The following is a 26,226-nucleotide window of genomic DNA, read 5'->3' as shown; positions in this document are numbered from 1 at the left end:
TGACCCCATCCTTTCATCCTTTTCCCGAAGGATTCTTTGAATGAGCCGCCTCGGAAAGCTGACTTTTGCCCAGAAAAAATGCCTCGGTCCCACCGGCCTGTTGATGCAGCGCACGGGCATGATCTGGCCCGGAGCCCGGGTCGGGGTGGCTGTATCCGGGGGGGTGGACAGTTGGATTTTGCTGCAAGTGCTCTTGCTGCGCCAACGCATCGTTCCGTTTCCCTTCGAAGTGATGGCCATTCATCTCAATCCCGGGTTCGACGCGACCAGCCATGCTCCGCTGGCGCCGTGGACAGCAGCGCATGGCGTGGCCCTGCACGCCGAGATCACCGACTACGGTCCCATGGCCCACGGCCCTGAAAACCGGAAAAACTCGCCCTGCTTTTTGTGCGCCTGGCACCGACGCAAGCGCCTTTTCGAGCTGTGCAAGCACTATGGCCTGACCCACCTGGCCCTGGGCCACAACGCCGACGATCTGGTGCAGACATTCTTCATGAATCTGTTTCGCAACGGACGAGTGGAAGGGCTGTCACCCAAGGAGGAGTATTTCGGTGGCGAATTGGTCTTGATTCGGCCCCTGCTCCTGCTGGAAAAGCCCATGATCCGCCGCGCCGCGGCCCAATGGAAGCTGCACGTGTGGAGCAACCCCTGCCCCTCGGCCACCAACAGCGAGCGGGCCAGGACCGAGGCCTGGCTGCGGACCATCTTGTCCCAGGATTCGGCCATGCACGGCAGCGTTTATGGAGCTCTGAAGCGCTGGCAGCTTGACGTACTGCATCGAAGTCAATTAGGTGCTCATCTGCAATGACGAATCGTGAGGCTGACCTGCTCGTCTCAGCGATGTTCATCAGTATCCCCACCCCTTCAGCATCCAATGCACCTCAAAGCATTTCGAGAGCACAATGATTCGCAAAAAATACCAAGTCCTCGTTTTCAAGGATAAAGCCGGCACCTGCAAGACCTTTACGCTTCGCATCTGGGTCTGTCTTCTGGTGGCCGGTATTTTTTTGTCTTCATTGGCCCTGAACATCTACTTCTACAACACGACCCTGCATGCCGACTCGGCCCAAGCCAGGCTGGAACAGGCCCAACGCGACCTGGAAAACCAGCACCGCCAATTCATGGCCCTGACCGAAAAGATCAAAAATCTGGAGGACCAGATACTCCATGTGGCGGACTTCAACGCCAAGGTTCGGGTGATGGCCAACCTTGATCCCGGCTATGTCCCGACCACGACCCCCTTGGGCGGGGTCGAACGGATGGACTTTTCGGACCAGTATCTGACGGCCCACCGACAAGAACTGTTGGTCAGAAAGATGCACGGCTTCCTGGAGCAACTCCAGGCCGAGGCCAAACTCGAAGAACTCCGCCAAGAGGAACTGCTGGCCACATTGCGGGACAACCAAAGCTTTTTCGCGTCCACTCCCTCCATCTGGCCCACCGAGGGCTGGGTCACCTCCGAGTTCGGTTATCGCCGCTCCCCGTTCACGGATCGCCGGGAGCTGCACAGAGGGCTGGATATCGCCGGCCCCATAGGAACCCCGATCTACTCCTCGGCCGAAGGACGGGTGCTCTCCGCGGAACGCGACGGGGCCTACGGTCTGACGGTGGCCATTGACCACGGTTCCGGGATCGTCACCCTGTATGCTCATTTGCAGCAATTCGCGGTAAAGGCCGGCCAGAAAGTCAGCCGAGGCGAACTCATCGGCCATATGGGCAACACCGGCCGCACCACCGGCCCCCATCTGCACTACGAGGTCCGCCTCAACGGCATTCCCGTGGATCCTATGCGCTATATTCTGAACTGACCTTCTTTCTTCTGGGCTTGATCCAGTCCGTCCCGTTCACCACATTCTTTCCTGAAGTCCTCAAGTAAGCCAAAATATCATCCCGCCGTGCTCAGCCACTTGCGGCAGCGTTCGCAGTCAAAGCTTCTTCAGAATTCCGGGCTTCCTCACGATACGATTCCAGGCGGCACTTCCCGGACCACGGGCACGCTTATCTCCTTCATTACCTCTTTTTCCCTCCTTGTTCATAATTTCACGTGAGCTGCTGGTTTTTCAACCGGACGCGACGATCGTTTACCGATCGATATCCTCCATTCATGGGGGAACCTTGACGAAAGATCGGTTCTCCATGCAAGACTCTTCAATGGCAATCCGGAGGGACCCCCTCCAGAGCAAACCTTCCAGCCAAGGAGAGCATGATGAAGTCGAAACTGAAGATCGTCCTGACGGGACTGGCGCTGTTGGCCCTGTGCATCGGAACCTCCCCCGCCTCGGCCCAGCGCAGCACCTTTCTGGCCTTTGGCGGCGGCCCCACCGGAGGCACGTTCAACTATTTCGCCAACGGCATCGCCATTTATCTCTCCAGGGCCTTGCCCAACGTGGAAATTTCCTCCGAGGGGTCCGGCGGCTCCGGTGAAAATCTGCGCCGCCTGCATGCCGGTCAGGTGGACTTCGGCATCGTCTACTCCGGAGACGCCTATCTGGGCCGCCTCGGCAAGCTGACCAACGACGACCGGCAATACACCAACGTGCGAACCATGGGCTACCTATACGGCGCTCCGGCCCAGTTGGTCGTACGCGCGGACGCCGGGATCACCTCGGCCAAGAATCTGGCCGGCAAACGCGTCGCCGTGGGCAACGCCGGTTCCGGCGCGGCCCTGGCCGCGGAGCGCTTTTTCCGCCACATGGGACTCTGGGACGACATCAGCCCGCAGTTCCTGGGCTATTCCCCGGCAGCCTCCGCGTTCCGGGACGGCAAGATCGACGCCTTCTGGGTCCTCGTGGGCTACCCCAACGCCTCCATCATCGAGGCCGCGACCCAGGACAGCATCGCCCTCGTGAATCTGCATCATGACGCCGAGGCAAGCGGATTTTACGACGCCTTCCCCTTCTACGCCAGAGTCGAGATTCCAGCGGACACCTACCGGGGCCAAGGCGAGCCCGTTGTGACCTTTCAGGATTCCACCTTCTGGATGACCAACGCCGGCGTCAGCGACGACATCGTCTACGAGTCCCTAAAGATTATTTACTCTCCGGAAGGCTTGCAGCACATGGTCACGGCCCATGCCGCGGCCCGGGAAATGTCCATTCAAGGCGGCCTGACCGGTGCCTCCGTTGCCTTGCATCCAGGAGCCTACAAGTTCTGGACCGAGCAGGGCCTGACCATCCCCGACGAACACAAGCCCTAGCCCTCGCGTAATCTTACAGCGACAATCCCCGGACGCCTTGAGGCGTTCCGGGGATTATTGCGTCCTCTTTGCCCCCCCCACCCCAAGCCCGGAGACCCACGAATGACCGACCCTCAGCTCCAGGAAATGTCCGCCGCCCGCAAGGAAGAACTGAAACGGATACAATCCAAGGACGCCAAGACCGGCCGCAAGCTGACCGGTTTCTGGAAATGGCTGGTCTCCATCATGGGGCTGTGCATGGTCGTGTTCTATTTTTACGCCGCCGGGGTGCGTCCGGTGGGTGACCAGTATCACCGCGGCCTGTACGTTTTTCTGACGTACATCATGATCTTTCTGTCCTTTCCGTTCTGGAGGCGATCCAACCAGACCCGGCCCACGGTGGTGGACATACTGCTGGCTCTGGTCTCCGCCGGGGTGGTGGGCTACTGGATCTTCGAGTTCGAGAATCTGAACTATCGCACCGGGATGGAAACCCAGTTGGACATATGGGTTTCCGTGGTGGGGATCATCATCTCCCTGGAAGTCTGCCGCCGCGTCCTGGGCTGGTCCATCACCATGGGCGGCTTGCTGTTCCTGGTTTACGGCTACTTCGGCCCCTATTTCCCGTCAGCCATCGCCCACCGGGGCTTCGACATCGACCGTCTGGCCCCCTACCTCTACCTGACCCAGGACGGGGTGTTCGGGGTCATGGCCAGCGTCCTGGTCACCTACGTGATCCTGTTCATCTTTTTCGGAGCGTTTCTGCAAAAATCCGGGGTGGGACGCTTTTTTATCGACTGGCCCCTAGCCCTGGCCGGTCGGGCCGTGGGCGGGCCGGCCAAGGTCTGCGTCATTGCCTCGGCCTTTTTCGGCTCGGTCTCCGGATCGGCCATCGCCAACACCGTGACCACCGGGGCCTTTACCATCCCTCTGATGAAACGGGCCGGATTCCGGCCCCATGTGGCCGGGGCCATCGAACCGGCGGCATCCATCGGCGGGATGTTCATGCCGCCGATCATGGGCGCAGGCGGCTTCATCATGGCCGAGCTGACCAACACGCCCTACGTGCAGATCATGCTCATCTCCATCTTTCCGGCCATCCTGTACTTTTTATCCGTGTTCACCATGATCCACTTCGAGGCCAAGAAGCTGAACATCAAGGGGCTGAACCTGGACGACATGCCCTCGGCTTCGGCCATCTTCAAGAAGCACTGGTATAAATGTCTGCCTCTGGTGGTCATCGTGGCCATGATGCTTTACGGTTACTCCCCGGGCAACGCCGCGTTCTGGGCCACGCTGTCCTGTATTGTCATCAGCTGGTTCGACCCGGAATTCCGGATGGGGCCGAAACAGATTTGGGAGGCCTTGGTCGCCGGTGCGCAGAGCACCCTGGTCATTGGGGCCACCGTGGGCGTGATCGGGATCATCGTGGGCACCATCGCCTTGAGCGGGATCGGTTTGAAGTTCTCGGACATCATCATCTCCCTGTCCGGCGGCCATCTGTTCCCGGCCCTGGTGCTCATCGCCCTGGCCTCGCTGGTCCTGGGCATGGGCGTCCCGGTCACGGCCTCGTACCTGATCGTGGCCGTGCTGGCCGTGCCCGCCCTGCACGAAATGGGCGTGGGCCTGATCGCTGGGCACATGATCGTCTACTGGTTCAGCCAGAACTCCAACATCACCCCACCGGTCTGCGTGGCCGCCTATGCCGGCGCGGCCATAGCCGGGTCCGACCCCTGGAAGACGGGCTGGACGGCATTTAAGTTCTCCAAGCTGCTCTACGTCATGCCCTTTCTTTTTGCCTACGAACCGGCCATGACCCTGTTCATCGGCTGGGATGAAGCAGTGGTGGGCGACTCCGGATGGACCGAAATCGCCTCGGTCTACTTCGCAGCGGCCGTGGGCACGGTGGCCTTCTCGGCCTGGTCCATGTTCTACCTGATCCGCCGTACGACTATCCTGGAATGGATCGTCTTCGGCGGAGCCACCTTCCTCTGCTTCCAGCCCAACCTGCTCAGCGACGCCCTGGGCATCGGCATCGTGATCCTCCTGGGAATCTGGCAGCATCGGAAAAACAAAAAAGAAGAAGCCCACAAACAAACCATGAGCACGACCTGCCCCTTTCCAACTGCCGGACAGGTCGGGGGCAGTGAAAAGGCCGAAAGCGCCGGATGACAGCCACCGCAGATCCATAAATGTCAAACGGCCCCGGAGGCAATTGCTTCCGGGGCCGTTCTGCGTTGATTTCAATAACTGGACTTGGCTTCACTGATCAGACGCCTCCGGCAACATCCCGGTTTGACGCAAAGCCTCATAGAGCAAGATACCGGCGCAGGTGGAGAGATTCAGGCTACGCACCCGGCCCCAGATGGGAATCCGCACACAAAGGGCGTCGTCCGCCAGCAGTTCATCGGGCAGGCCTCTGGTTTCCGGGCCGAAGACCAGATAGTCGTCCGGCTGAAACGCAAAGCAGTGGTGCGCCGCGCCTTTCCGGGCGCTGGTAAACACCAGCCGCCCCGGGCCTTTGCCCTGGAGAAACGCGGCCCAGTCCGGCCACGTCCGGACCTGAACGTGTTCCCAATAGTCCAGCCCGGCCCGACGTAAATATTTGTCCTCAATGGAGAACCCCAACGGTTCGACGAGGTGCAGCGGGGTTTGCGTGGCCGCGCAAAGCCGGGCGATGTTGCCGGTGTTCGGCGGGATTTCCGGCTCAAAAAGGACGATGCGCATCTAATCCCCGTCCAGGACGGTTCGGATCGTGTTTGCCAGGTCACCATCGGCCGACGTGCCGATGGTCACGTACAGTGAGGGCGGGGAGCCCGTTCCAGCATCAGTCATGGGCCGCTTTCCTCGTGAGTCGAGCCTGCACTTCTTTTGGCCCCAAGGCTGGTCGCCCGGGGTTTGATGTTCTCCAGTTCCCGCTGCAGGTCGGCCATGCGCACCGGTTTCTCCAGATATGCGTTCATGCCGGCCTGCAGACATTTCTCCCGCTCACCGCGCTTGTCGATGGCGGTCATGGCGATGATCGGGATGCTTTTCTTTGCACTGTTGCTGGTGGACGCGCGGATCTTTTTGGTCGCCTCCAGTCCGTCCATCACCGGCAATTGAATATCCATCAGGATGCAGTCGAACCCCTGAGCGTCAAGTTTCTCAAGCGCTTCCTGGCCATTGTCCACAAGGGTCACCTCATGGCCGGCCTTCTCCAGAAACATCCGCAAGGGCAAAGCGTTGTAGGCGTTGTCCTCGCAAACAAGGATGCGCAACCCTTTCCCGGTTTTCCAGCGGTCGGCGTCGGTCAGAAAGGCGGTCGAGGCGAGGTCTTGCGGCAATTTGAAGGGGATGGAGACGTTCATGGTCGTACCCTGGCCAAACGTGCTTTCCATGGAGACGTCGCCCCCCATCAACTTCACCAGTCGCCGCACAATGGTCAATCCCAGCCCCGGACGCCCATGAGCATACAGGGCGTCGCCCCGGACCACGGGCGCGAACAGGGTCAACTGCTGTTCATCGGAAATACCGATGCCGGTGTCGCTCACGGAGAAATGCACCAGCACCGCTCCGTGGTCCCCTGGGGAGAGATTGGCCATGTCCACCCGGACCCCGCCCTGTTCGGTGAACTTCAGGGCATTGCTCACCAGATTGGACAAAATCTGGCGCACACGGGCCTCATCGCCCACCAGCCGGGCAGGCATGGACTGGTCCACGAAGCACTCCAGATTCAGCCCTTTTTCCCGTGCCAGACCAGCATACATTTCAGCCAGGGAGACGCAGAGTTCGTCCACGCGAAACTCCACGCCCCGCGGTTCCACCTGGTCGGCCTCCATGGCGGCCACGTCCAAGAGGTCCTTGAGCAAGCGGGCCAACTCATCGCAGGAAGCGATGGACTTGGCCACGAATTCGCGCTGTTCACGGTCCAGCGTTGTGGTCAGCAAATACTGGAGCATGCCCATGATGCCATGAAGCGGCGTATGCAGGCCGTGGCGCATGGCGGTCAGAAGTTCGGTTCTGGCAAGGTAGGCCGTTTCGGCGGATTTCCTGGCTTGAGCCTGAGTCTGTTCGGCCCGCTTCAGGTCCGTGATGTCCAGCACAGCGCCGACCAGCCCGTTGACCCGACCATGCTTGTCCGTCAGGGAAGCCTGATGAAAAACCACGTCCCGGACCTCGCCCGACACGTCCACGATCTGGGACTCGAAAACCTGGGACACGGGCCGGGCAAGCAATTCAGCGGGATTGACCTGGGCGGAGTTGTCCATCCTAGACGGATTATCGCCCAAAACAACCTCCAGGCGGGTCATATCCTGGCCGAACAGTTCCTCGAACGCCTTGTTCGCTCCCTGGTAGCGACCGTTTTTATCCTTGTAGAACACCGGAATGGGGACGGTTTGCAGGAGCATGTTCAAAAAGGCCCTGCTCTCACGGGAAGCCTCCTCGGCCCGGACCTGATCGGTGACGTCGCTGACCACCAGCAACAATTGTCGGCGGCCGTCCAGATCCGGCCGGACATGGTACTCTCGCTCTAGCCGTCCGAAGCAGCGTACGCTCATCTCCCCATCGCCCCCGCGCAGGGTCAGGTCCAGCCGCTTGCCTTCGGGGTGTTTGAAGAACCCGTCAAATCGTCCATCCAGGACCGGACGATCCGCACTGACCAAAAAATCCGCCAGAGCCCTGCCACGAATTTGGTGCGGAGACCGCCCGACCATGGCCGCGAAGGTCTCGTTGGCCTGATCGATCACTCCCTGTTCGTCCAGGACCAGGTACCCCATCGGCGCATCGTTGAATAATCCCGCGAACCGATTCCGGGTCATCTCCAACTGGGTCTGGGTCGCTCGCAACGCTTCATTTTTCAGTTCCAGCTCGATCTGATGCACCTGGTAGCCGTGGAGCAACGTCTTGATCTCGTCCGGGGTGAGGTCGCCATCAATCCTGTCGGTCTCGGCCAACCGGGCTTCGGCCTGCTCCCGCAGGAGTTTCATCCGGTCTTCAAAACTGTTGTCCATGCGCACCCCTCCTTCAAAGACTTCGCGGGTTCATGGTTCAGGGTTCACGCCACGGCTCAAGGTTGATGCGGGGCGATTGGCAGCAAATTCTTAATGCATCCTTGGTCAAAAGGATCAGTCTCCATACAAAGGGTATATTTTCGACGAAAAGGCCGGAGAGCATCACTCGGCCCGTTTCTGGAGCACCCACTGCTCGGCCTGGCGGCGAGCTTCGGCGATCTGGCCGGGGGTCATTTGCAGTTCAGCCAAATGCATGGCTTCAGCGGCCTGTTCAAGGCCCTGGAACAAGGCCAGCACGAACCATTTGTAGGCCAGGACGTTTTCCTGGGAGACCCCCTGACCGGTAAGATACATCAGCCCCAGATTGAGCTGGGCCAGAGGCGACCCCTGTTCCGCGGCCATCATGTAGAAGGCCGCGGCCCGACGCGGATTCTGTTCCACGCCGTCGCCGTGTTCCAGGAGATACCCGGCATGGTACTGAGCCGGGACGTAGCCGCTTTCCGCGGCGGCCATGAGCAGATCCAAAGCGGCCCGGGGGTCGCGGTCCACCCCGTCGCCCTCCAGGTACAACTGGGCCAGATTGTACTGGGCTTCAGGATAGCCCTGTTTCGCGGCCCGGCCATACCACAGCGCGGCCTGATCCTTGTCCACGGCAAAGCCCAGTCCTTCCTCGAAAAGAATGGCCAGATTGTTCTGGGCCTCCGGATGGCCGCGTTCCGCGGCTGTCCTGTACCAATGGGCCGCGTGCATGGAATTGCGCTCCACCCCGACCCCCATGGCGTACATGGCCCCCAGGTTCACCTGGGACTCCAGATGACCCTGGTCCGCGGCCTTGCTGAACCAGTAAAACGCCGATTCCGGATCCCGGGGCACCCCCCGGCCTTCCCCGTAAATCAATCCCAATCGATGCTGGTACTCCACGTCACCGGCCAAGGCTCGCTCTTGAATTCGTTCCAGATCCCGGAACGTGGCGCTTTCGTCCGCGCGAAGAGGGGCAAGGAGGACGAGAAGAAGGCAACACGCCAGGGTCAGGCAAGAAATCAAAGCCGTGGACGGGATCGCGCGCGGAAACATGACTCACTCCATGAAACAGGTTGTTGTCGGTAATGTGAAGCATCTACATAATCCCGGATCATCCGGCAATCAGGCCTCGCCGTACAGCCACGTTCACGCCGGTCTTTTTGTCTCGAAGCCTCTCATTTTCCATCCCCTTGCAATGCAAAAACGCCTGGACTAGTTTAAGAAAATCGTCCCCTTTGAAGACAAAAAAACGTAACTTCCGGACCGGACGCCTGTTGTGGCCAAACGTGGCCAAGCGTGATGAGCGAAAAGAGGCCGCGAGCGGGACGCCAGCGCCGATGTGGCCCGGTCGCATGCACGTGGACAATTCAGCAAAGGCAGGAACAGCTATGGAACCACAAGCATTTTACAAGACCATTTACAAGATCGCCAAGGTCGTCAACTCGTCGTTGGAACCCAAGGTGGTCCTCAACCAGATCGTCGAACAGGTCGCCACGACCATGAACGCCAAGGGGTGCTTCATCCGTCTGTTGAACAGGACCGGGGATATCCTCAAGCCGGACGCCTATTACGGACTGAGCGAGCGCTACGCCCAAAAAGGCCCCGTGGAGGTGGCCAAGAGCAAGCTGGACCAGGAAGCCCTGGCCGGAAATGCCGTGTACATCGCCGACGTACGGACCGATCCTCGCTTCCAGTACCCCCAACAGGCCTCCGAGGAAGGGTTGGTCTCCATTGTGGTGGTGCCGCTCACCGCCCAGGGCAACAAGGTCATCGGCGTCCTTCGGGTCTACGCCGGGGAAACCCGTCAATTCTCCGACGAAGAGTTGGAGTTCTTGAGTTGCATTGCCAACCTCTGCGGCATCGCTCTGGAAAATGCCCGGATGTTTCACGCTCTGAAGCGGGCCAGCGAACTGGCCAACGATTACATCTACCAGGTCTTCGAGGACTGATAGTCCATTGAAAAACTCCCAATTGCCCTTCCTCGTTATTCCCCAACCCAGCAACTCGACATCCGTTCGGAGGAACGCATGAGCAAAATACGTGTCGGCATCAACGGCTTCGGCCGCATCGGGCGGCAGGTTCTCAAATCCATGTGGACGTATCATCGCGACGTCATCGAGGTCGTAGCGGTGAACGACCTGTTCGACATCAAGACCAACGCCCACCTCGTGGCCTACGATACCAGCTACGGACGCTTCGAGCCGGAAATCCGCGTTGACGGGGACACCATGCTGGTGGGCGACGACTTCCAGGTGACCAACTTCGCCGAACGCGATCCCCGGCTGATTCCCTGGGCCTCGCGCAAGGTGGACGTGGTGGTGGAGTGCACGGGCATTTTTCGCACCGGCCCCAAGGCGGCCATGCACATCGAGGCCGGAGCCAAGAAGGTGATCATCTCCGCGCCGGCCAAGGAAGAGGACATCACCATTGTCATGGGCGTGAACGAGGCCGCCTACGACCCGGCCAAACACCACATCATCTCCAACGCCTCCTGCACCACCAACTGCCTGGCCCCCGTGGTCAAGGTCGTGCACGAGAAGTACGGCATCAACAAGGGCACCATGACCACCATCCATGCCTACACCAACGACCAGCGCATCCTTGACCTGCCCCACTCGGACCTGCGCCGGGCCCGGGCCGCGGCCTGCAACATGATCCCCACCTCCACCGGCGCAGCCAAGGCCGTGGCCCTGGTCATCCCGGAAATGGCCGGCAAGTTCTCCGGCTATTCGGTCCGCGTGCCCACCCCCACGGTCTCTCTGGTGGACTTTGTCTGTGAACTGAATAAGGACACCACCACCGAGGACCTGCGGGCCCTGCTCAAGGCCGCGGCCGAAGGCCCCCTGAAAGGCATCCTCGGCTACTCCGAATCCCCTCTGGTCTCCTCGGACTTTATCGGCGATCCGCGCTCGTCCATCGTGGAAGCGGACTTCACCATGGTCCAGTCCGGCAACATGGCCAAGATCTACTCCTGGTACGACAACGAGTGGGGCTATTCCTGCCGGGTTGGGGATTTGGTGACGTATATGGCTGAGAAAGGTTTATAATTTGAATAGCCGGGCTTGGCTTGGAGTCGAAATCGAAATCGGTATCGTTGTCATTCTAGCGGCTTCCTCTTTTCTCGATCTCGATCTCGATCTCGATTTCGATTTCGATCATGATTCCAACGCCAAATTGATGGTGATGATGCCACTACTGAAGCAAAGTGGAACTAGATGAAGACGCGAAGGCAAATTCAAACAACGAGGCCACCCATGAAAACCCTGATCACCATTTCCCTCTTCTTGTGCTGCATCCTCCTCGGCCGGACGTCCTGGGCCGAGGAGACCGCGGCCCTGACCGTCACGATCTACAACCACGGGCAAGCCCTGATCAACGAGGTTCGGGAGGTGGAGCTGCCCTCGGGCTCCGGGTTGGTGGAGTTCAGCGGGGTGGCCGAGACCATCGAGGCCCCCACCTTGCAAGTCCGTTCCCTGACCGCGCCCGAAGCCTTCGTCGTCCTGGACATGAACTACGAGTACGACCTGATCAGCGTGCAGAGCCTGCTGGACCGCTACGTGGGCAAAAGCCTGAAGGTCGTGTTGCCCGACCCGCATGACCGCGAGGCCACGGTGCTCCGGGAGGCCGTGCTCCTGGCCAACAACGACCGGCCCATCTTCCAGGTGGACGACCAGATCTTCGTCGGCAACCATGATGCCGTGTATCTGGCCGAAATGCCCGCCGGGCTGCGTCCGCGACCGACCCTGGTCTGGCTGGTGCGCAACGACGGACCGCCCCGGCAGCGTCTCGACGTTTCCTATTTGGCCGGAGGCATGAACTGGCGGGCCGACTACGTGCTCAAGGTGGACCGCGACAACCAACGGGCCGCGCTGTCCGGCTGGGTGACCCTGGACAACCAGTCGGGCATGGCTTTTGATCAGGCCGCCCTAAAGCTGGTGGCCGGAGAAGTGAACGTGGTCCGCCCGGAGCCCAGGGCGCTGCGCCGGGACATGGTCATGGCCGCTCCCATGGCCGCGGAACAGATGCAGCAGGAGGAATTCTTCGAGTACCATCTCTACAGCCTGCCCCGTCCGGTGGACATCGCCAACCGCCAGACCAAGCAGGTCAGCCTGCTGCAGGCTCCGGAAATGAGTCTGGACAAAAAGCTGGTCGCCCGGTTCGGCGGTTATCCCAATCCGGGCCAGGGGACCATCAAGCAGGGCGTGGACGTGTTGTTGACCTTCAAGAACGCCGAGGCCAACGGGCTGGGTCTGCCTTTGCCCAAGGGGATCGTCCGGGCCTATCAGGAAAGCCGGGACGGCAGCACCCTGTTCATCGGCGAGGACCGCATCGACCACACCCCCCGGGACGCGGACGTGGAACTGCGCATGGGCCAGGCCTTTGACGTGAACGTGGAGCGGACCATGACCGCCCATGAGCAGCTTGGCCGCAACGTGGTCCGCTACACCTGGGAAATCCGGGTCCGGAACAGCAAGGACGAGCCGCAGCAGCTCCTGCTGGAGGACACCCTGTTCGGCGACTGGCGGATCACCTCCTCCAGCCACGACCACGAACGCCTGGACGCCCGCCGCGTCCGCTTCACCCTGGACGTCCCGCCCTCCAGCGAGCAGGATCAGCTTTTGCTGACCTATACCGTGGAAACCCGGACCTGATCCGCCAGCGAGACGCCCATGCCCGACACCAAACCCAGACACTGGCTCCTGAAAAGCGAACCCAACTGCTTTTCCATCAACGACCTGGCCGCGGCCCCGAACCAGACCACCTTCTGGGACGGAGTGCGCAATTACCAGGCCCGGAACCTGATGCGCGAGATGCGCGTCGGGGACCAGGCCCTGTACTACCACAGCCAGACCAACCCCTCGGTGGTCGGCCTGGCCGAGATCGTCCGCGAGGCCTATCCGGACCACACGGCCTGGGATCCGCAAAGCAACCACTTCGATCCCAGATCCACCTCGGACAAGCCGGTCTGGGACATGGTGGACATCCGGCTGGTCCGCAAATTCCCCCATCCCTTGCCCCTGCCCCTGCTGCGCACCGTGGCCGACCTGGCCGGCATGGAACTGCTGCGCAAGGGCAGTCGCCTTTCGGTCCAGCCCGTGACCGAGTCCCAGTTCACGACCATTCTGCGTCTGGCCGACGAAGCAACGGAGGAAAACCCATGACCCGCGAAGAACTGATCGAACGCGCCGGGCGCATCACGCCCCCCGGCCGGCAAACGGCCCGTGAGTTCGAAACCCAGGCCCCGGCCCTGGCCGCGGAACTGAATCAACGCATGTCCGCCCGTGCGGACATCACCACCCTGATCGGCACGAACAACATGGCCATGATGGAGGACAACCACCGCAACCACGCCCGGTTCATGACCTCCCTGCTCTGGCTCTACGACCCCAGAACCCTCGTGGATACCGTGCTCTGGGTCTTCCAGGCCTACCGCTCCCACGGCTTCCGGCTCACCTACTGGCCGGCCCAGTTGGACACCTGGATGCAATTGTTGGAAGAACGCCTTTCTCCCGAGGCCTACGCCGAAGTCAGCCCGATCTACACCTACATGATCATCAACCAACCGGCCTTTGCCGCTCTGAGCGAAAACACGCTCCAGCAATCGCCGCGTCCTATCACCGAACCCATGGGCTGCGCTCAGCCGTAACGCACACAAGCTTTTCAGCCCGGAATTTATCTTGCCTGAAACCATCCCCCATGCTAAAAAAGTAATAATTGATTGTTCATTTTTTGAAGTCTCGACCAAAAGGCATCATGCACGAACATCGAACCCTCATCGCAAGGAGGTCTTATGAACGCTGATTCCAAGGAATTGTTGGCCAAAATTTCAGGATTCTACCCTGAGTTGGAAAAATACGGCGTGACCATGACCACGACGTTCGACGAGGCCAAAAAGGCCTGGGTGGTCTCCCTGAAAAAAGACGGCACCGAACAAAAGACCCACATCGAACAAGAAGACGCCGAAAAATGTCTTCAGGGCGTCGAATGCATCCACCTGGGCGTACATGTCGCGGATTTCATTCGCATCTACTGCCAGGGCGGAGAAGCCTGCAAGTGCGAGGGCGGACCCTGCAAGGCCTGATACATAAATAGCAGTCATCCCCTTATCGAGGATAACTGCCTGCACGTCTTCGCGAAAAGAGGCACGGACGATCCGCGTCCGTGCCTCTTTTTGATTCAACCGGCCATCACTCTTTTTTCACCATTACCACGCATCGAGTCCAGCCCATGGCGAACAGCCCTTCTCCCATCGATCGTTCTTCTCGCTCCACGTTTCCTCTCCAAGCCCCCGTCGCTGCGCCGCTTCCGGCTTCACCGGGAACCCAGGTCCACGTCCTGGCCAACGGTCTGATCGTGCTCGTTCACGAAGACAACCGGTTCCCCCTGGTCTCGATCCGGCTGTTCGTCCGGGCCGGCTCGGTCCATGAAGCCTCGGAGCAGGCCGGGATCAGCCATCTGCTTGAACACATGGTCTTCAAGGGGACGCCTCGCCGGGTCCAGGGGCAGGCCGCTGCGGACATCGAGTCTCTGGGGGGCGAGCTGAACGCGGCCACGGGGTTCGACGCCACCATGTATATCGTGGATCTGCCCGCGGAGCACTGGGCCATGGGGCTGGACGTGATCCAGGACATGATCTTCAACGCCTCCTTCGACCCCGAAGAACTGGAGTCCGAGCGCCAAGTCATTTTGGCCGAGATGGATCAGGGCGACGACGATCCGCACCGCCGGATCTTCAAGTCCGTGCAGGAGCGCATCTGGGCCGGGACGCCCTATGCCCGACCGATCATCGGCGTTCCGGAAACGGTTCGCTCCATCACCCGGGACGACCTCGCGGCCTATGTCCGGTCCCGCTACCAGCCAGGAAACATGGTCCTGGTCTTGTGCGGCGACGTACGGCCCGAAAAGGTCCTGGAACAGGCCCGTGAGCTTTTCGGCCGGCTGACCAACCACGGTGACCGGCATTCCGTCCACTGTCCGGCTGCACTCCTCTCCGCCCCAAATGGCGCCCAAGGTGGTGCCCAAGGTGATGCAAAAAACGTTGCCCCAAATGTTGCCAAAGGCGTTTCAGGCGATTGCGTTTCAGGCGGCCCGGCCCCGCATATCGCCATCCACCAAGGCCCCTGGCAAAAAGCCCATTTTTTCCTGGCCCTGCCCATTCCCGGTCTGCGGGACGTGCACAGCGTGGGGCTGGATGTGCTGGCCCACATGCTGGGCGGGGACCGAACCTCCCTGCTGTACCGCGAATTCAAGTACGAGCAGGGACTGGTGGACACCATCTCCGCTTCGGCCACCAGCCTGGACCAGGCCGGAATGCTTTCCATTCAGGCCCAACTGGACCCGGCCAATATCCAAGCCCTGTGGACCGGCCTGATGAACATGCTGGCTGATCTGACCCCGGAAGCTTTCAGTCCGGAAGCCCTGAACCGGGCCAAGCTGAACATGGAAGACGGTTTGTTTCAGGCCAAGGAAACCTTTTCCGGCATGGCCTCCAAACTTGGCTATTTCCAGTTCCACGAACATTCCTTCGAGGCCGAACAGGTCTACCTGCACATGATTAAAACCATGGACGCGGAACAGTTGCGGGACGTGATCCGCGTCCATGTCCGTCCTGAAAGGCTGGTCTGCTCCATCTTCACGCCGACTCCCGAGACCCCGGCGGAAGAGGATCTGCGCGACACGCTGACCCGAAAATGGCCTTCCCGGACCACCGCGGTCGCCACCGCGCCCCTCGTCGGTCGTCACCAGCCGGAGATCATCCATCTGGCCCCCGGCCGGACAGTGGTCCTGCTGCCCGACACATCCTTGCCTTACACGGCCCTGACCATGTGCTGGAACGGCGGCGATCTGCTGCTGCCCCCCTCGGACCAGGGCTTGTCCGAGCTGACCGCCCGAGTCTGGACCAAGGGGACGCGTTCCAAAAACGCCGTGCAGGTCCAGGACTTTCTGGCCGACAGGGCGGCCCGGGTGGCGGCCGGGGCCGGTTTGGAACAACTCTACCTGAACGTCCATTTCCCGGCCCGATTCCGTCCGGAAATGCTGACCTTTTTCGAAGAACTGGTCCAGGAACCGGCCTGGGTGCCCGAGGAATTGGCCCGGGCCAAGCAGGAGCAGTGCGCGGCCATCGTCCGGGCCGAGGACAGTCCGGTGGGTTTGGCCCTGCGCCACACCTTCCCGTTTTTGTTTTCCGAACACCCTTACGGCTACCAGCGCTCCGGCGGCACGGACGCGGTGACGGGATTTTCCCGGGAACACGTCCTCTCCTTCTGGGAACGCCAGAAAGATCGCCCTTGGGTCCTGGCCGCCTGCGGGGACCTGGACCGGGACGCCCTGCTGACCATGGCCGGGAACCTGGCCCGTGGAGACGTCATGGCCGCCCCCACGCCCCGGCATCCGCGCTGGAGCGAAGAGCGAAAGCTGTCGCTTCAGCTCAAGGACCGCAACCAGACCCACATCCTGGTGGTCTTTCCCCTGCCGGGCCTGGGCAGCGAACAGACCCCGGGCTTGAATCTGCTGCGGGAAGTCCTGGCCGGACAATCCGGGATGCTCTTTCGCGAGCTGCGCGACGTCCGCGGCCTGGCCTATTCCGTAACCGCCCTGCTCTGGCAGGAGACCCTGGCCGGTTTTCTGGCCTTCTACATCGGAACCTCCCCGGACAACGAGGAGGCCGCGATTCAAGGCTTTCAGGACGTGGTCCGCGATCTGATCGACGGGGGCCTCCCGGAAACGGATCTGGACCGGGCCAAAAACCTGCTCTGGGGGGACTACCAGCGCAGTCGGCAACGGCTGATCGCCAGGGCCCACGAAGCGGCTGAGAACCTGTCCCGAGGATTCACCCTGGACCATTCCCAGGACATGATCGAGCAAGCCAGACAAACAACCCCCCACGACCTCGCCGCCCTGGTCCGGGAGTATCTGCAATGGGACCAGGCCTACCTGATCAAGGTCCGGCCATAGCCCGGCTCTTTACTGTGTATTGCGCTCAAAATGACCCAATAAGCTGGGCATGCTTCAGGCCGAAATCGCAATCGCAATCGCAATCGTCGACATTCCGTGAAGTTACTGTAAGCCTCGATTTCGATACCGATTTCGATCCTGGTTCCAACGCCAGGCTGACCTGATAAGGTCATGTTGAAAGCAAAGTGAAATCAACCGCTTTCATTGCCCTGATTCCTGAACCAGCGCGGACGGAACGCCCCACCATGTCGCAACGCCCGGACCCGCCAAACCACTGCCGACGATGCGGAACCTGCTGCCGCAAGGGCGGCCCGGCCCTGCATCACGCGGACCTTCCGCTGCTGCGCGACACGATCATCCTTCGGGAGGCTCTCTACACCCTGCGCGTGGGCGAACCGGTTCACGACCAGGCCAAGGGCCAGGTCGTCCTGCTGGACGCGGAATGCGTCAAGGTGCGCTCGAAAGAGTCCGCGGTGGACAGCTCGGCAAAAAGTGAGCCGGGCTGTCGATTCTATCTGCCCGATCCCTCTCTCGCCGCCCAAGCGTCCGAATGGGCTTCTGGCCGCTGCGCCATCCACGAAAACAAACCCCAGGAGTGCGCGGCCCTGAAATGCTGGGACACCGCCGGGCTGGCCAAGGCCGCCGCGACGCCGCGCCTGTCCAGGCTGGATATCCTGGGTCCGGACAACGCCCTGGCCGAACTGGTCCGCGACCACGAAACCCACTGCTCCGTCGCCGACCTGCTCCGCCACCTCCAAGCCCCCACTCCGGAATCCCCCGACCACCTCCGCCAAGCCGCTGCCTACGACGCCGCGCTGCGCGACCTGCTCCAGGAAAAAGCCGGACTCCCGCCGACACACCTCCCCTTCCTCCTGGGCCGCCCCTTATCCGAGGTGATCCTCGGGCTGCGCGGATGGTTGGCAAGGAGCGTGGGCCACTCAAAGAGGAATGTGGTTTGAAGCAAAACGTACGACAAAAAGGAAGCTTCAAACAAAAAAAGGGATTCAAGCCATTACAGCTTGAATCCCTTTAAATTTGTGGTGCCGAAGGGGAGAGTCGAACTCCCACGGGGGAACCCCCACTAGACCCTGAACCTAGCGTGTCTACCAATTCCACCACTTCGGCCCGAAGGAGAAGTGTCTACTCGCATCGGCTTCGGTTGGCAAGGGGTCAGTGCAAGAAAATTTATTTTTTTCCAGTGCCGCCGTGTCGGTCGTGACCGGTCCGCCCGGGACGGGCATCGTCACATGGTTGAAGGACGCGAGGGTTTCCGGTACGGATACAGGTTTCGCCGTTTCGCGAAGTCTTCCGATTTCGGGTTTCGGGAGACGGCGAACGACATACCTATCCGGTAGGAGAACCCCATCCTCATGCAGGTCTTGCGCACCCTGGAAGAAGCCCGCCAAACCGTTTCTCAATCCTGCGTCACCATCGGCAATTTCGACGGGGTCCACATGGGCCACCAGAAATTGTTGTGCCGGACGCGCCAAAAAGCCGCTTCCCTCGGTCTTCCCAGCGTCGCGGTCACCTTTGAACCGCACCCACTGCGGGTTCTGAGCGGATCACGGACGCCCCCGTTCATCACCTTGCCGCACCAAAAGCTGGAGTCCATCGCCTCCCTACGGCTCGACTACGCCTTTTGCATTGCCTTCACTAAGGACATGGCCAAACTGGAACCCGAGGAGTTCGTGCGGACCTATCTTCTGGAGGGTCTGGGCATGCGGGAGATGGTCATCGGGTACGATTACGCCTTTGGCCGCAACCGCAAGGGCGACTACGCCATGCTCCGGGAACTCGGGGCGCGGCACGGGTTTACCGTGGAGCAGATCGGGCCGGTGCTGATCGACGATGCGGTGGTCAGTTCGTCGCGAATTCGGGACATGGTTCAGGCCGGACTGATCTGGGAGGTCCGGCCTTTGCTCGGCCGGTTCTACCGGGTGGAGGGCAAGGTGGTTTCCGGGCGCAACCGGGGTGGTCGTCTGCTGGGCTTTCCCACGGCCAACCTGCAACTGCGCGACGAACTGTTCCCCAAGACCGGAGTCTATGCGGTCTGGGCCGAATCCGAGTGTCGGACATATCCGGCCGTGGCCAACATCGGCTACAACCCCACCTTTGGAAACGACGTGCTCTCCGTGGAGGTGCACATCCTGGATTTCGACCAGGACATCTACGACCGCGACGTTCGCGTCCACTTCGTTCAGCGGCTGCGCAGCGAACAAAAATTTCCGAACCTTGACGCGCTGATGGCCCGAATTCGCGAAGACATTGTCTTGGCCCGCCGCATTCTCGACTCCCCGGAGGCGCATCTGGTGGAAGCCAGGCAGTGCGTCTGACAGTGCGTCTGGCAGTCCGTTGAAAAACCTCCAATTGCCGCGTCGCCACAAAAAGTTCAAACTCTCACGTATGAAGAAATACGCTTCGACCTTGAGCTTTTCTTGCTCCTTGCACTTGGGATTTTTGAACGAACTGTCGAACAAAGACTCTTCACTAGCTGACTCGCCAGTCCATGTCTGTTTCTGAACCGCACATCCGGAAATGGACCCGCTTCCTCCATGCCGCGGGTCGGGGCGGGTCGGCCCGGTGGGTGTTGCTGGGCCTGCTGGCCGGGCTGCTCTCCGGGTTGGCGGCGGTGGTGTTTTTCGTCAGCCTGGAGGGGCTGCGCCACTTTTTTTTGGTGTACCTGGCAGGCCTGGACCTGCCTTTGCCCTCGGGGGAGGTCCTTTTTCACGGCGAACCGGGAACGTATCGCCCCTGGCTGGTCCCCATTCTCACCGCATCCGTGGGCGTACTGACCGGAATCCTGGTCAGCCGCTGGATTTCCGAACCCATGTCCGGCGGCACGGACGGCACGGACGCCATGATCAAGGCGTTCCACCGCCAGGACGGCCACATGCCCGTGCGCACGACCCTGATCAAAAGCGCCACCGCGGTGCTGACCATCGCCAGCGGGGGCAGCGCCGGACGGGAAGGCCCCATGGCCCAACTCGGAGGCTGTTTCGGTTCCCTGCTGGCCGATCGCCTCGGCTTGAGCGTCAAGGAACGGCGGATTCTACTGCTTTCCGGGGCCGCCGGCGGGCTGGGCGCGGTTTTTCGGGCCCCCTTGGGCGGGGCGATCACCGCTGTGGAGGTCCTCTACCGGGAAGACTTCGAGGCTGAGGCCATCCTGCCGGCCCTGATTTCCTCGGTCACCGCCTACTCCCTGTTCACCCTGTTCTTCGGCGCCGTGCCCATGCTGGAAACCCCGGACTTCCGCTTCCAGAGCGCTCAGGAACTGCCTTTTTACATCGTCCTGGCCCTGGTCTGCGCCCTGGCCGGACGGGCCTACCTCTCGACGTTTTTCTTCATCAAGCGCACTGTCTTCGAGCATATCCGGCAACGCGCCGGACTGGTCTGGTCCATGGGGCTGGGCGGGCTGCTGGTGGGCATGCTGGGGGTCGCCTTTCCGCCCGTGCTCAGCGACGGCTACGGCTGGCTGGAAATGGCCGTGCTGGGCCAGCTGTCCCTGGTGGTGATGCTGGCCGTATTTCTCGGCAAGACTCTGGCCACGTCCATCACCCTGGGCTCGGGCATGAGCGGCGGGATGTTCGCCCCGGCCCTGTTCGTGGGTGGGATGTGCGGCGGGGTGGTCGGGCAGGTCGGGCACTTGTTGCTCCCGGGCGTGGTCACCCAGCCCGGAGGGTACGTGCTGGTGGGCATGGCCGCGTTTTTCGCCGGAGTGGCCAACGCCGCGGTGGGCCCGCTGATCATGGTTTGCGAGATCACCCAGAGCTACGGCCTGCTGGCCCCGCTGATGCTGGCCTCGGCCCTGTGTCTGGTGATCAACCGCAACGTCTCGCTCTACGAGCACCAAGCCGAGAACAAGTTCGACTCCCCCGCGCACCGGGAGGACGCCACCATCAACGTCCTGGAGGAGCTGCGCGTTCAGGACCATTTCCGGCCCGGCCGGGTGATCATTCTGGAGGAGGGAACGACCTGGAGGGTCTTGATGGACGTCATCGCCAACACCAGCCAGTTCAACTTTCCGGTGCGCGGCCGCGACGACCGCATCACCGGCATCCTGTCCATCCAGGACGTGCGAACGATCCTTTATGAGCAGGATCTGTGCGATCTGCTGGTGGTCAAGGACGTGGCCCGCAAACCCGTGCTGCTCCGGCCCGAGGACTCTCTGTATACGGCCCTGATGGCCTTCGTGCAGGCGGATGTGGACCAGATTCCCGTGGTCCGGGACGAATCAGGAGACGACGCACATCACGTACTGGGCCTGATCAACCGCGAGGACGTCTTTCAGGCCTATACCCAGGCCATTCCGGAGGAAAAACGCCGTGGATGTTCACTTCGGTGACCACAGACAGCGCCCGCCCTTAACCGTGGCCCAGCCCAGGGGCAAACCGCGCCAGTACAGCCCAACCCGGCCCCCGGCCCACCCAGAAAGTCCGGTCGCGGCTCCTGAGGGCAAATCCAGACTCTGGCCTTGCAACAATTTTTTCAGGTCCCGCGCGTCGTCCAGGTTCACCCCATGACCGGGCCGGTACGCCGGCAGCAGCAGCCGCAACCGGGGGTTGAGCCGCAAGGTGCCGCCCGTCAGTCGGCCCAGGTCGAATCCCCGCCACCCCAGGGAAGGCGGCAAGGCCAAGCCATGAGACAAAGTCCATTCCGGCAGAAAAACCACCCGACCGTTGAAGTCCCGGAGTTCTCCCGGAGGCAGATGCTCCCAGGCTACGCCCTCCAAGCCGCGAAACTCGCCGGGCCGGATCACCGTGCCGGACGCGTCGTCCTTTTTCCTTCCCCTTCCACCATGGGATCGTCCGGCCGATTCCAGCGAAGCGGATCGTTCCCGCCGCCCTCCTTCGAAGCTTGCCGGAGGAGCCGCGGAACGGGCTTCGGAACATGTCAGGGCGGCGAAAAAAAAGCCCTGTCCCTCGCCGGCCTCGGTATGAACGTGCAGGCAGCCGTCGTCCTCGCCCAAAGCACTTGAAGGGGCATCGGGCCGGGCATGGGACAGGGCATGGGACAGGTCGAAGCCCGGCAGGGGATGCAGCGGGACCGGCGTCAGGCCGAGGTGCTCCACGGCCCAGCGGACCTGCTCCCGGTTCTCCCCCGGGTTGGTGGTGCAGGTGGAGTAGAGCAGCCGTCCGCCCGGAGCCAGCAGCGCGGCGGCCTTGCGCAACAGCTCGCGTTGCAGGGCGACCAGCGGCCCGAGCTTGTGTTCCGGCCACATTTCCAGAACACGGGGGTTGCGTTCCACGGTTCCCCATCCACTGCACGGAGGGTCCAACTGGATATGGGTGAACGAAGCTTCGGGCAAGGGCAATTCCTGTCCGGGACGGCCGCAGGTGGCCACCTGGATCAGGTTCAGGGCCGTCAAGTTCTGGCGCAGCGTCGCCAGCCGCCGCGGGTTGGGCTCGTTGGCCAGAACCATGCCGGAGGTGCCCACAAGTTGAGCCAACAAACCGGTCTTGCTGCCCGGGCTGGCGCACATGTCCAGCGCAGTGCCGCCTTGGGGCGGATGGAGCAAGAGCGGCGCGAGCATGGAGGAACGGTCCTGGATGTAGATCAGACCAAAAGCCGCGGCAGCGGAAGCTCCCAGCGGAGCCGGTTCCTCCATCAGCCGGCGTGCCAGAGGGGAAAAAGGCTCCTGGGCGAAGACGTGGCCTTCGGCCCGCAGCAGTTCCTCCACCAGCCCGACGTGCTCAGGTCGGCAGACGATGCGAAAACTTCTCGGCATGCGGCCTGTTCTCTCCCGTATGTACGCAAATGATCATTTGCGTTGGTGAATGAAAGCGTCTAAAATGATTTTTTCGACTCTCCAAACAACAGTGGACCATTTCCGTTGATCGCCCCATTCTCCGAGCCCTTGCCCGATCCCGTTTCCGGCATGTCTCTTGACTCGCCTTTCACCTTTTCGAACCTAACGGCTTCCGGAGATGGTTCACGGGATATTTCAGCCGCGTTGTTCGCAGCCCTGTTCCAAGCCCTGGAGCACTGTCCGCCGAGTCGACGTTCCGCTGTACTCGACACCCTGGAGTCCAGACTGGGCGCGGTGGTGGACGACCTGTCCACGAAGCTGGAATTGCTGCTGGCTCCCGGAACACCGGATCGGGATAGGATTCATGGGTTGTGGCTGTTGTATCTCTCGCTAGTATCCCAACCCCGCGGCGACGTGCAAATGTGGATCGGACCGGATTTGTTCAGCGACGACGTCGAAAATCACCTCCGACTGCACCTTCCCGAAGGCCGACCTTCCGCCTTCCGGCCCGGACTTTCGGAGGAACTGGAAACCCTGGCCCAAACCATCGTCAACTCCGCCCGGGTCACGCTGAGCCGTCCCGGTCCCGGACAACTCGTCGTGATCCTGCGCGACGCGACCAGCCCGACATGATATCCCTCCCCGCCAATGTCAAGGAGACCTCCATGCGTCATTTCTTTCGTTTTTTGCTGATGGCCGTTGTTTTGTTCACCTGCGCGACGCCGCCCAAGGCGGTCCTGGCCGAGGAAGCCCTGAAGCGCTTCGCCGTGCTGCCCTTCACCGTGCACGGCCCGGACCAGTATGCCTACCTGGGGCAGGGCGTGCAGACCATGCTCACCTCACGGCTCAAGTGGGCCGAACGCTTTGAAGACGTGGACAGGCCCGTCATCACCCAGGTCGTTCCCACGACCCCGGCTTCCCAGGAAGAAGCCCAAACGGCGCTTGACGCCTTGGGCACGGACTATCTGATCTTCGGCAGCGTGACGATTCTCGGCGACCAAGCCAGTCTGGACGCTCATGTCCTGGACGTCCAGGGCAATGACTTTCCCTACTCCGCCCAGGTTCCTCTCAACGACCTGATTCCCGCGCTGGAAGGCGTGGCCCGGGAGATCAACGCCCAGGTCTTCGGCAGACGCCAGGAGCAGGCCGCCCAGCCCCAGGCGGGCCAACCAATCCAGGCCGCCGGGCCGAGCCATCCGGACCTGATCTACAACGAATACGGCCCGGAACGGAATCCCTACCACCTGAATCCGGAAATCCTGTACGCCGGCTCAGCGGATGCGCCCGGCCGCTGGCGCAGCCAGGCCCTGCCCTTCGCCTCCCTGGGCATGGCGGTCGGCGACGCCGACGGCAACGGCAAAAACGAGATATTCCTCCTCACGGACAACAAAGTCCTGGCCTACCACGTGGTGGACAACAGGCTGATGCCCCTGGCTGAATACGCCGCCCCAACCCGGATTCAGTGCCTGAACATCAACCTGTTGGACATCAACCGGGACGGTTCTCAGGAAATCATCGTCTCGGCGATTCTCGAAGAAGCTCCGCGCTCGTTCATCCTCAGCTTCGTCGACGGTCGCTTCACGCTCCTTGAAGACCGCATCCCCCTGTACATGAACGTGGTGCGCCATCCCCCGGACTACCGTCACGTCCTGATCGGACAGCGCCAGGGTCGCAATCGGCTCTTCGACTCCAGCGTGCACGAGGTGTTGCGTATGGACGGGCGTCTGGAACCGGGCACGCCTCTGAACCTGCCAAAGGAGGCCAACGTCTTTAATTTCACCTTTCTGCCCCAGGACAACGACTTCAAGATCGTCATCGCCGACCATCGCGACAAACTGCGCATCTTTTCGGCCACCAACAGCTTCCAGTCGGTCACCGAAGAGTCCTATGCAGGCTCGGCCCTCGGTCTGGTGACGGACGACTCCATGCCGGGCCTCGGCCAGCTCAAGGACGAGGAGATGCGGGACTACTACTACATTCCCTCGCGCTTGGTCCCGTTTCGTTTGGACCGAAACTCGCCCTGGAACCTGCTGGTCAACAGAAACATCTCTCTTTCGGCCCAGTTCTTCGCCCGCTACCGGTATTTCCCCCAGGGAGAAATCCACTCCCTGTTCTGGGACGGCATCAACCTGAACATCAACTGGAAGACCCGGCGCATTCGCGGCACGGTGGTGGATTACGGCCTGGCGGACGTGATGAACGACGGACGCACCGAACTTTTCGTCCTGGTGAACACCCACCCCGGAGTGACCGGGTTCACCCAACGCCGCACCGTGTTGCTGACCTACGCCCTGGACCTGGACACCGTGCCGGATACCGGGACCACGCTGGACATCGGCCTGGAATAGTACCGGATAGCCGTGCCGGGGGTCCAAGTCTGGACAGTGAGCGAACCCGAAGCCGGGCAGAAGCTGCTTCAGTTCCTCCAGCGCCGCCTGGCTGGCGCGGTCCCGGCTTCGGCCTTGCAGCGTTGGATCCGTACCGGCCAGGTTCGAGTGAACGGGTCCCGGGCCAAGCCCGGGACCCGTCTTGAAGCAAACCACCGCGTCCGCGTTCCGCCCCACGACCTGCCGGAACCAGGACCGTCCCCCGCTCCGGTTCTCGACAGCTCCGAAAACCACCTTCTCGACGTGGTGCATGAAGACCACGACCTGCTCGTCCTGGCCAAACCCAAAGGTCTCCCGGTCCACGCCGGGACCGGCCACCAGGACGGCGTCGCGGGCCGCCTAGCCGCTCGTTTCGCGGATCACCCCTGGAAGCCCGCCCTGGCTCACCGCCTGGACCGGGACACTTCCGGCCTGCTGGTCGTGGCCAAGACCTACGCCCGGCTCCAAGCCCTGCAAGACCTATGGCGTTCCGAAAAGGTTCGCAAAACCTACCTGGCCTGGGTCCAGGGACGCCCCTCTTGGCGCGAGCCCGCGCTGTTGCGGGACGAGACGGCCAAGGTCCGCACGGGCCTTGGTGAAAAAATGCGCGTCGGCGCGGGCAAACCTTCCCGGACCCTGGTCCGAACCCTCTTCCAGTCTCAGGACGCCGCCCTGGTCCTGGTCGCGCCGCTGACCGGGCGCACCCACCAGATCCGGGTGCAACTGGCCACCCGCGGTCATCCTCTGATCGGAGACGTCAAATACGGCGGCCCGGCCCGCCCCGGCGGCATGCTGCTCCATGCCTGGCATATCGTCTGGCCCGGTCAGGAATTTCATCTGCTCCCGAACTGGCCTCCCCCTTGGGCGTTGCCGTCCGAACTCTCCGTGGAGGCGCTGTCCGAGGCGACCCGCGACTTGGCTGAAAACCGCCCGAACAACGACATTTCCGCTCTCTGAAATACTCTTCAA

21 protein-coding genes and 1 tRNA gene are annotated in these 26,226 nt (G+C 61.7%); 17 read left to right on the top strand and 5 right to left on the bottom strand.

Annotated elements, in window-relative coordinates; translation table 11 throughout:
* Positions 1-40 precede the first annotated feature (40 nt).
* The 4 genes from AC559A_RS01345 (at position 41) to AC559A_RS01330 (ending at position 5,347) form a co-directional block, all read left to right on the top strand.
* Positions 41-808: a tRNA lysidine(34) synthetase gene (locus AC559A_RS01345; protein WP_028573057.1), complete on the top strand. Its 768-nt coding sequence runs from the start codon at positions 41-43 to the stop codon at positions 806-808.
* Positions 809-902: 94 nt separating this feature from the next.
* Positions 903-1,808 (top strand): M23 family metallopeptidase, encoded by a 906-nt coding sequence (locus tag AC559A_RS01340; protein WP_498815752.1) that lies wholly within the window; start codon positions 903-905, stop codon positions 1,806-1,808.
* Between the two features lie 395 nt (positions 1,809-2,203).
* Positions 2,204-3,196 (top strand): TAXI family TRAP transporter solute-binding subunit, encoded by a 993-nt coding sequence (locus AC559A_RS01335; protein WP_498815751.1) that lies wholly within the window; start codon positions 2,204-2,206, stop codon positions 3,194-3,196.
* Positions 3,197-3,298: 102 nt separating this feature from the next.
* Positions 3,299-5,347 carry a TRAP transporter permease gene (locus AC559A_RS01330; protein ID WP_498815749.1) on the top strand — a complete coding sequence of 683 codons (2,049 nt, stop codon included), beginning with the start codon at positions 3,299-3,301 and terminating at the stop codon, positions 5,345-5,347.
* A 90-nt stretch (positions 5,348-5,437) separates the two neighbouring features.
* Here AC559A_RS01330 and AC559A_RS01325 read toward each other — a convergent pair whose 3' ends face one another.
* The 3 genes from AC559A_RS01325 to AC559A_RS01315 form a co-directional block, all read right to left on the bottom strand.
* Entirely contained in the window at positions 5,438-5,902 is a 465-nt protein-coding gene (locus AC559A_RS01325) for a tRNA (cytidine(34)-2'-O)-methyltransferase (protein WP_498815747.1), read from the bottom strand.
* Between the two features lie 104 nt (positions 5,903-6,006).
* Positions 6,007-8,169 (bottom strand): response regulator, encoded by a 2,163-nt coding sequence (locus AC559A_RS01320; protein ID WP_498815745.1) that lies wholly within the window; start codon positions 8,167-8,169, stop codon positions 6,007-6,009.
* A 162-nt stretch (positions 8,170-8,331) separates the two neighbouring features.
* Positions 8,332-9,243 (bottom strand): tetratricopeptide repeat protein, encoded by a 912-nt coding sequence (locus AC559A_RS01315; protein WP_498815743.1) that lies wholly within the window; start codon positions 9,241-9,243, stop codon positions 8,332-8,334.
* Between the two features lie 335 nt (positions 9,244-9,578).
* Between AC559A_RS01315 and AC559A_RS01310 the strand changes: the two genes are divergently transcribed.
* The 8 genes from AC559A_RS01310 to AC559A_RS01275 all read left to right on the top strand — a co-directional run bounded on the left by AC559A_RS01310 (position 9,579) and on the right by AC559A_RS01275 (position 18,104).
* Entirely contained in the window at positions 9,579-10,139 is a 561-nt protein-coding gene (locus AC559A_RS01310) for a GAF domain-containing protein (protein WP_028573053.1), read from the top strand.
* A gap of 78 nt (positions 10,140-10,217) precedes the next feature.
* Positions 10,218-11,237 (top strand): type I glyceraldehyde-3-phosphate dehydrogenase, encoded by a 1,020-nt coding sequence (gap, locus tag AC559A_RS01305; protein WP_498815741.1) that lies wholly within the window; start codon positions 10,218-10,220, stop codon positions 11,235-11,237.
* A gap of 207 nt (positions 11,238-11,444) precedes the next feature.
* Positions 11,445-12,842: a DUF4139 domain-containing protein gene (locus AC559A_RS01300; RefSeq protein ID WP_498815739.1), complete on the top strand. Its 1,398-nt coding sequence runs from the start codon at positions 11,445-11,447 to the stop codon at positions 12,840-12,842.
* 18 nt (positions 12,843-12,860) lie between these two features.
* A complete protein-coding gene (locus AC559A_RS01295) occupies positions 12,861-13,352 on the top strand; it encodes an EVE domain-containing protein (protein WP_498815737.1) in 492 nt (163 codons plus the stop codon).
* A complete protein-coding gene (locus AC559A_RS01290) occupies positions 13,349-13,837 on the top strand; it encodes a hypothetical protein (protein WP_028573050.1) in 489 nt (162 codons plus the stop codon). The genes AC559A_RS01295 and AC559A_RS01290 overlap by 4 nt, the downstream gene beginning before the upstream one ends.
* Before the next feature lie 144 nt (positions 13,838-13,981).
* Positions 13,982-14,272, top strand: coding sequence for a hypothetical protein (locus tag AC559A_RS01285; protein ID WP_498815735.1), 291 nt, complete (start codon positions 13,982-13,984; stop codon positions 14,270-14,272).
* A gap of 146 nt (positions 14,273-14,418) precedes the next feature.
* Complete coding sequence (locus AC559A_RS01280; protein WP_498815733.1) at positions 14,419-17,145, top strand: M16 family metallopeptidase; 2,727 nt, start codon at positions 14,419-14,421, stop codon at positions 17,143-17,145.
* 185 nt (positions 17,146-17,330) lie between these two features.
* The gene (locus AC559A_RS01275) at positions 17,331-18,104 is read left to right on the top strand and encodes a YkgJ family cysteine cluster protein (RefSeq protein ID WP_498815731.1); all 774 of its coding nucleotides are present in this window, start codon (positions 17,331-17,333) and stop codon (positions 18,102-18,104) included.
* 79 nt (positions 18,105-18,183) lie between these two features.
* On the opposite strand, the gene AC559A_RS01270 is transcribed toward AC559A_RS01275, so the two are convergent.
* A tRNA-Leu gene (locus AC559A_RS01270) sits at positions 18,184-18,270 on the bottom strand.
* A gap of 245 nt (positions 18,271-18,515) precedes the next feature.
* Between AC559A_RS01270 and AC559A_RS01265 the strand changes: the two genes are divergently transcribed.
* Complete coding sequence (locus AC559A_RS01265) at positions 18,516-19,478, top strand: bifunctional riboflavin kinase/FAD synthetase (protein ID WP_498815729.1); 963 nt, start codon at positions 18,516-18,518, stop codon at positions 19,476-19,478.
* A gap of 173 nt (positions 19,479-19,651) precedes the next feature.
* Complete coding sequence (locus AC559A_RS01260; RefSeq protein ID WP_498815727.1) at positions 19,652-21,487, top strand: chloride channel protein; 1,836 nt, start codon at positions 19,652-19,654, stop codon at positions 21,485-21,487.
* Here the strand turns inward: AC559A_RS01260 and AC559A_RS01255 are convergent.
* On the bottom strand, positions 21,476-22,870 hold the full coding sequence (locus AC559A_RS01255; RefSeq protein WP_498815725.1) for an RsmB/NOP family class I SAM-dependent RNA methyltransferase: 1,395 nt from the start codon (positions 22,868-22,870) through the stop codon (positions 21,476-21,478). The two genes, AC559A_RS01260 and AC559A_RS01255, sit on opposite strands and share 12 nt — an antisense overlap.
* Before the next feature lie 150 nt (positions 22,871-23,020).
* On the opposite strand from AC559A_RS01255, the gene AC559A_RS01250 reads away from it, so the two are divergent.
* The 3 genes from AC559A_RS01250 to AC559A_RS01240 are packed head-to-tail and all read left to right on the top strand — an operon-like array spanning position 23,021 to position 26,214.
* A complete protein-coding gene (locus AC559A_RS01250) occupies positions 23,021-23,524 on the top strand; it encodes a hypothetical protein (protein ID WP_156932984.1) in 504 nt (167 codons plus the stop codon).
* Between the two features lie 32 nt (positions 23,525-23,556).
* Positions 23,557-25,239 carry a hypothetical protein gene (locus AC559A_RS01245; protein WP_498815723.1) on the top strand — a complete coding sequence of 561 codons (1,683 nt, stop codon included), beginning with the start codon at positions 23,557-23,559 and terminating at the stop codon, positions 25,237-25,239.
* A gap of 36 nt (positions 25,240-25,275) precedes the next feature.
* A complete protein-coding gene (locus AC559A_RS01240; RefSeq protein WP_498815721.1) occupies positions 25,276-26,214 on the top strand; it encodes a pseudouridine synthase in 939 nt (312 codons plus the stop codon).
* Positions 26,215-26,226: the final 12 nt, after the last annotated feature.

It is taken from the genome of Desulfonatronum zhilinae (assembly GCF_900182865.1).
Lineage (GTDB): Bacteria > Desulfobacterota > Desulfovibrionia > Desulfovibrionales > Desulfonatronaceae > Desulfonatronum > Desulfonatronum lacustre.
The sequence above is the reverse complement of the archived record's forward strand: the minus strand, read 5'-3'. Positions and strand labels throughout refer to the sequence as shown.

What these genes read in the sequence shown, in the direction of transcription:
- AC559A_RS01345 (WP_028573057.1), top strand. Translation starts at nt 41, where the DNA reads ATGAGCCGCCTCGGAAAGCTGACTTTTGCCCAGAAAAAATGCCTCGGT.
- AC559A_RS01340 (WP_498815752.1), top strand. Translation starts at nt 903, where the DNA reads ATGATTCGCAAAAAATACCAAGTCCTCGTTTTCAAGGATAAAGCCGGC.
- AC559A_RS01335 (WP_498815751.1), top strand. Translation starts at nt 2,204, where the DNA reads ATGATGAAGTCGAAACTGAAGATCGTCCTGACGGGACTGGCGCTGTTG.
- AC559A_RS01330 (WP_498815749.1), top strand. Translation starts at nt 3,299, where the DNA reads ATGACCGACCCTCAGCTCCAGGAAATGTCCGCCGCCCGCAAGGAAGAA.
- AC559A_RS01325 (WP_498815747.1), bottom strand. Translation starts at nt 5,902, where the DNA reads ATGCGCATCGTCCTTTTTGAGCCGGAAATCCCGCCGAACACCGGCAAC.
- AC559A_RS01320 (WP_498815745.1), bottom strand. Translation starts at nt 8,169, where the DNA reads ATGGACAACAGTTTTGAAGACCGGATGAAACTCCTGCGGGAGCAGGCC.
- AC559A_RS01315 (WP_498815743.1), bottom strand. Translation starts at nt 9,243, where the DNA reads ATGTTTCCGCGCGCGATCCCGTCCACGGCTTTGATTTCTTGCCTGACC.
- AC559A_RS01310 (WP_028573053.1), top strand. Translation starts at nt 9,579, where the DNA reads ATGGAACCACAAGCATTTTACAAGACCATTTACAAGATCGCCAAGGTC.
- gap (WP_498815741.1), top strand. Translation starts at nt 10,218, where the DNA reads ATGAGCAAAATACGTGTCGGCATCAACGGCTTCGGCCGCATCGGGCGG.
- AC559A_RS01300 (WP_498815739.1), top strand. Translation starts at nt 11,445, where the DNA reads ATGAAAACCCTGATCACCATTTCCCTCTTCTTGTGCTGCATCCTCCTC.
- AC559A_RS01295 (WP_498815737.1), top strand. Translation starts at nt 12,861, where the DNA reads ATGCCCGACACCAAACCCAGACACTGGCTCCTGAAAAGCGAACCCAAC.
- AC559A_RS01290 (WP_028573050.1), top strand. Translation starts at nt 13,349, where the DNA reads ATGACCCGCGAAGAACTGATCGAACGCGCCGGGCGCATCACGCCCCCC.
- AC559A_RS01285 (WP_498815735.1), top strand. Translation starts at nt 13,982, where the DNA reads ATGAACGCTGATTCCAAGGAATTGTTGGCCAAAATTTCAGGATTCTAC.
- AC559A_RS01280 (WP_498815733.1), top strand. Translation starts at nt 14,419, where the DNA reads ATGGCGAACAGCCCTTCTCCCATCGATCGTTCTTCTCGCTCCACGTTT.
- AC559A_RS01265 (WP_498815729.1), top strand. Translation starts at nt 18,516, where the DNA reads ATGCAGGTCTTGCGCACCCTGGAAGAAGCCCGCCAAACCGTTTCTCAA.
- AC559A_RS01260 (WP_498815727.1), top strand. Translation starts at nt 19,652, where the DNA reads ATGTCTGTTTCTGAACCGCACATCCGGAAATGGACCCGCTTCCTCCAT.
- AC559A_RS01255 (WP_498815725.1), bottom strand. Translation starts at nt 22,870, where the DNA reads ATGCCGAGAAGTTTTCGCATCGTCTGCCGACCTGAGCACGTCGGGCTG.
- AC559A_RS01250 (WP_156932984.1), top strand. Translation starts at nt 23,021, where the DNA reads ATGTCTCTTGACTCGCCTTTCACCTTTTCGAACCTAACGGCTTCCGGA.
- AC559A_RS01245 (WP_498815723.1), top strand. Translation starts at nt 23,557, where the DNA reads ATGCGTCATTTCTTTCGTTTTTTGCTGATGGCCGTTGTTTTGTTCACC.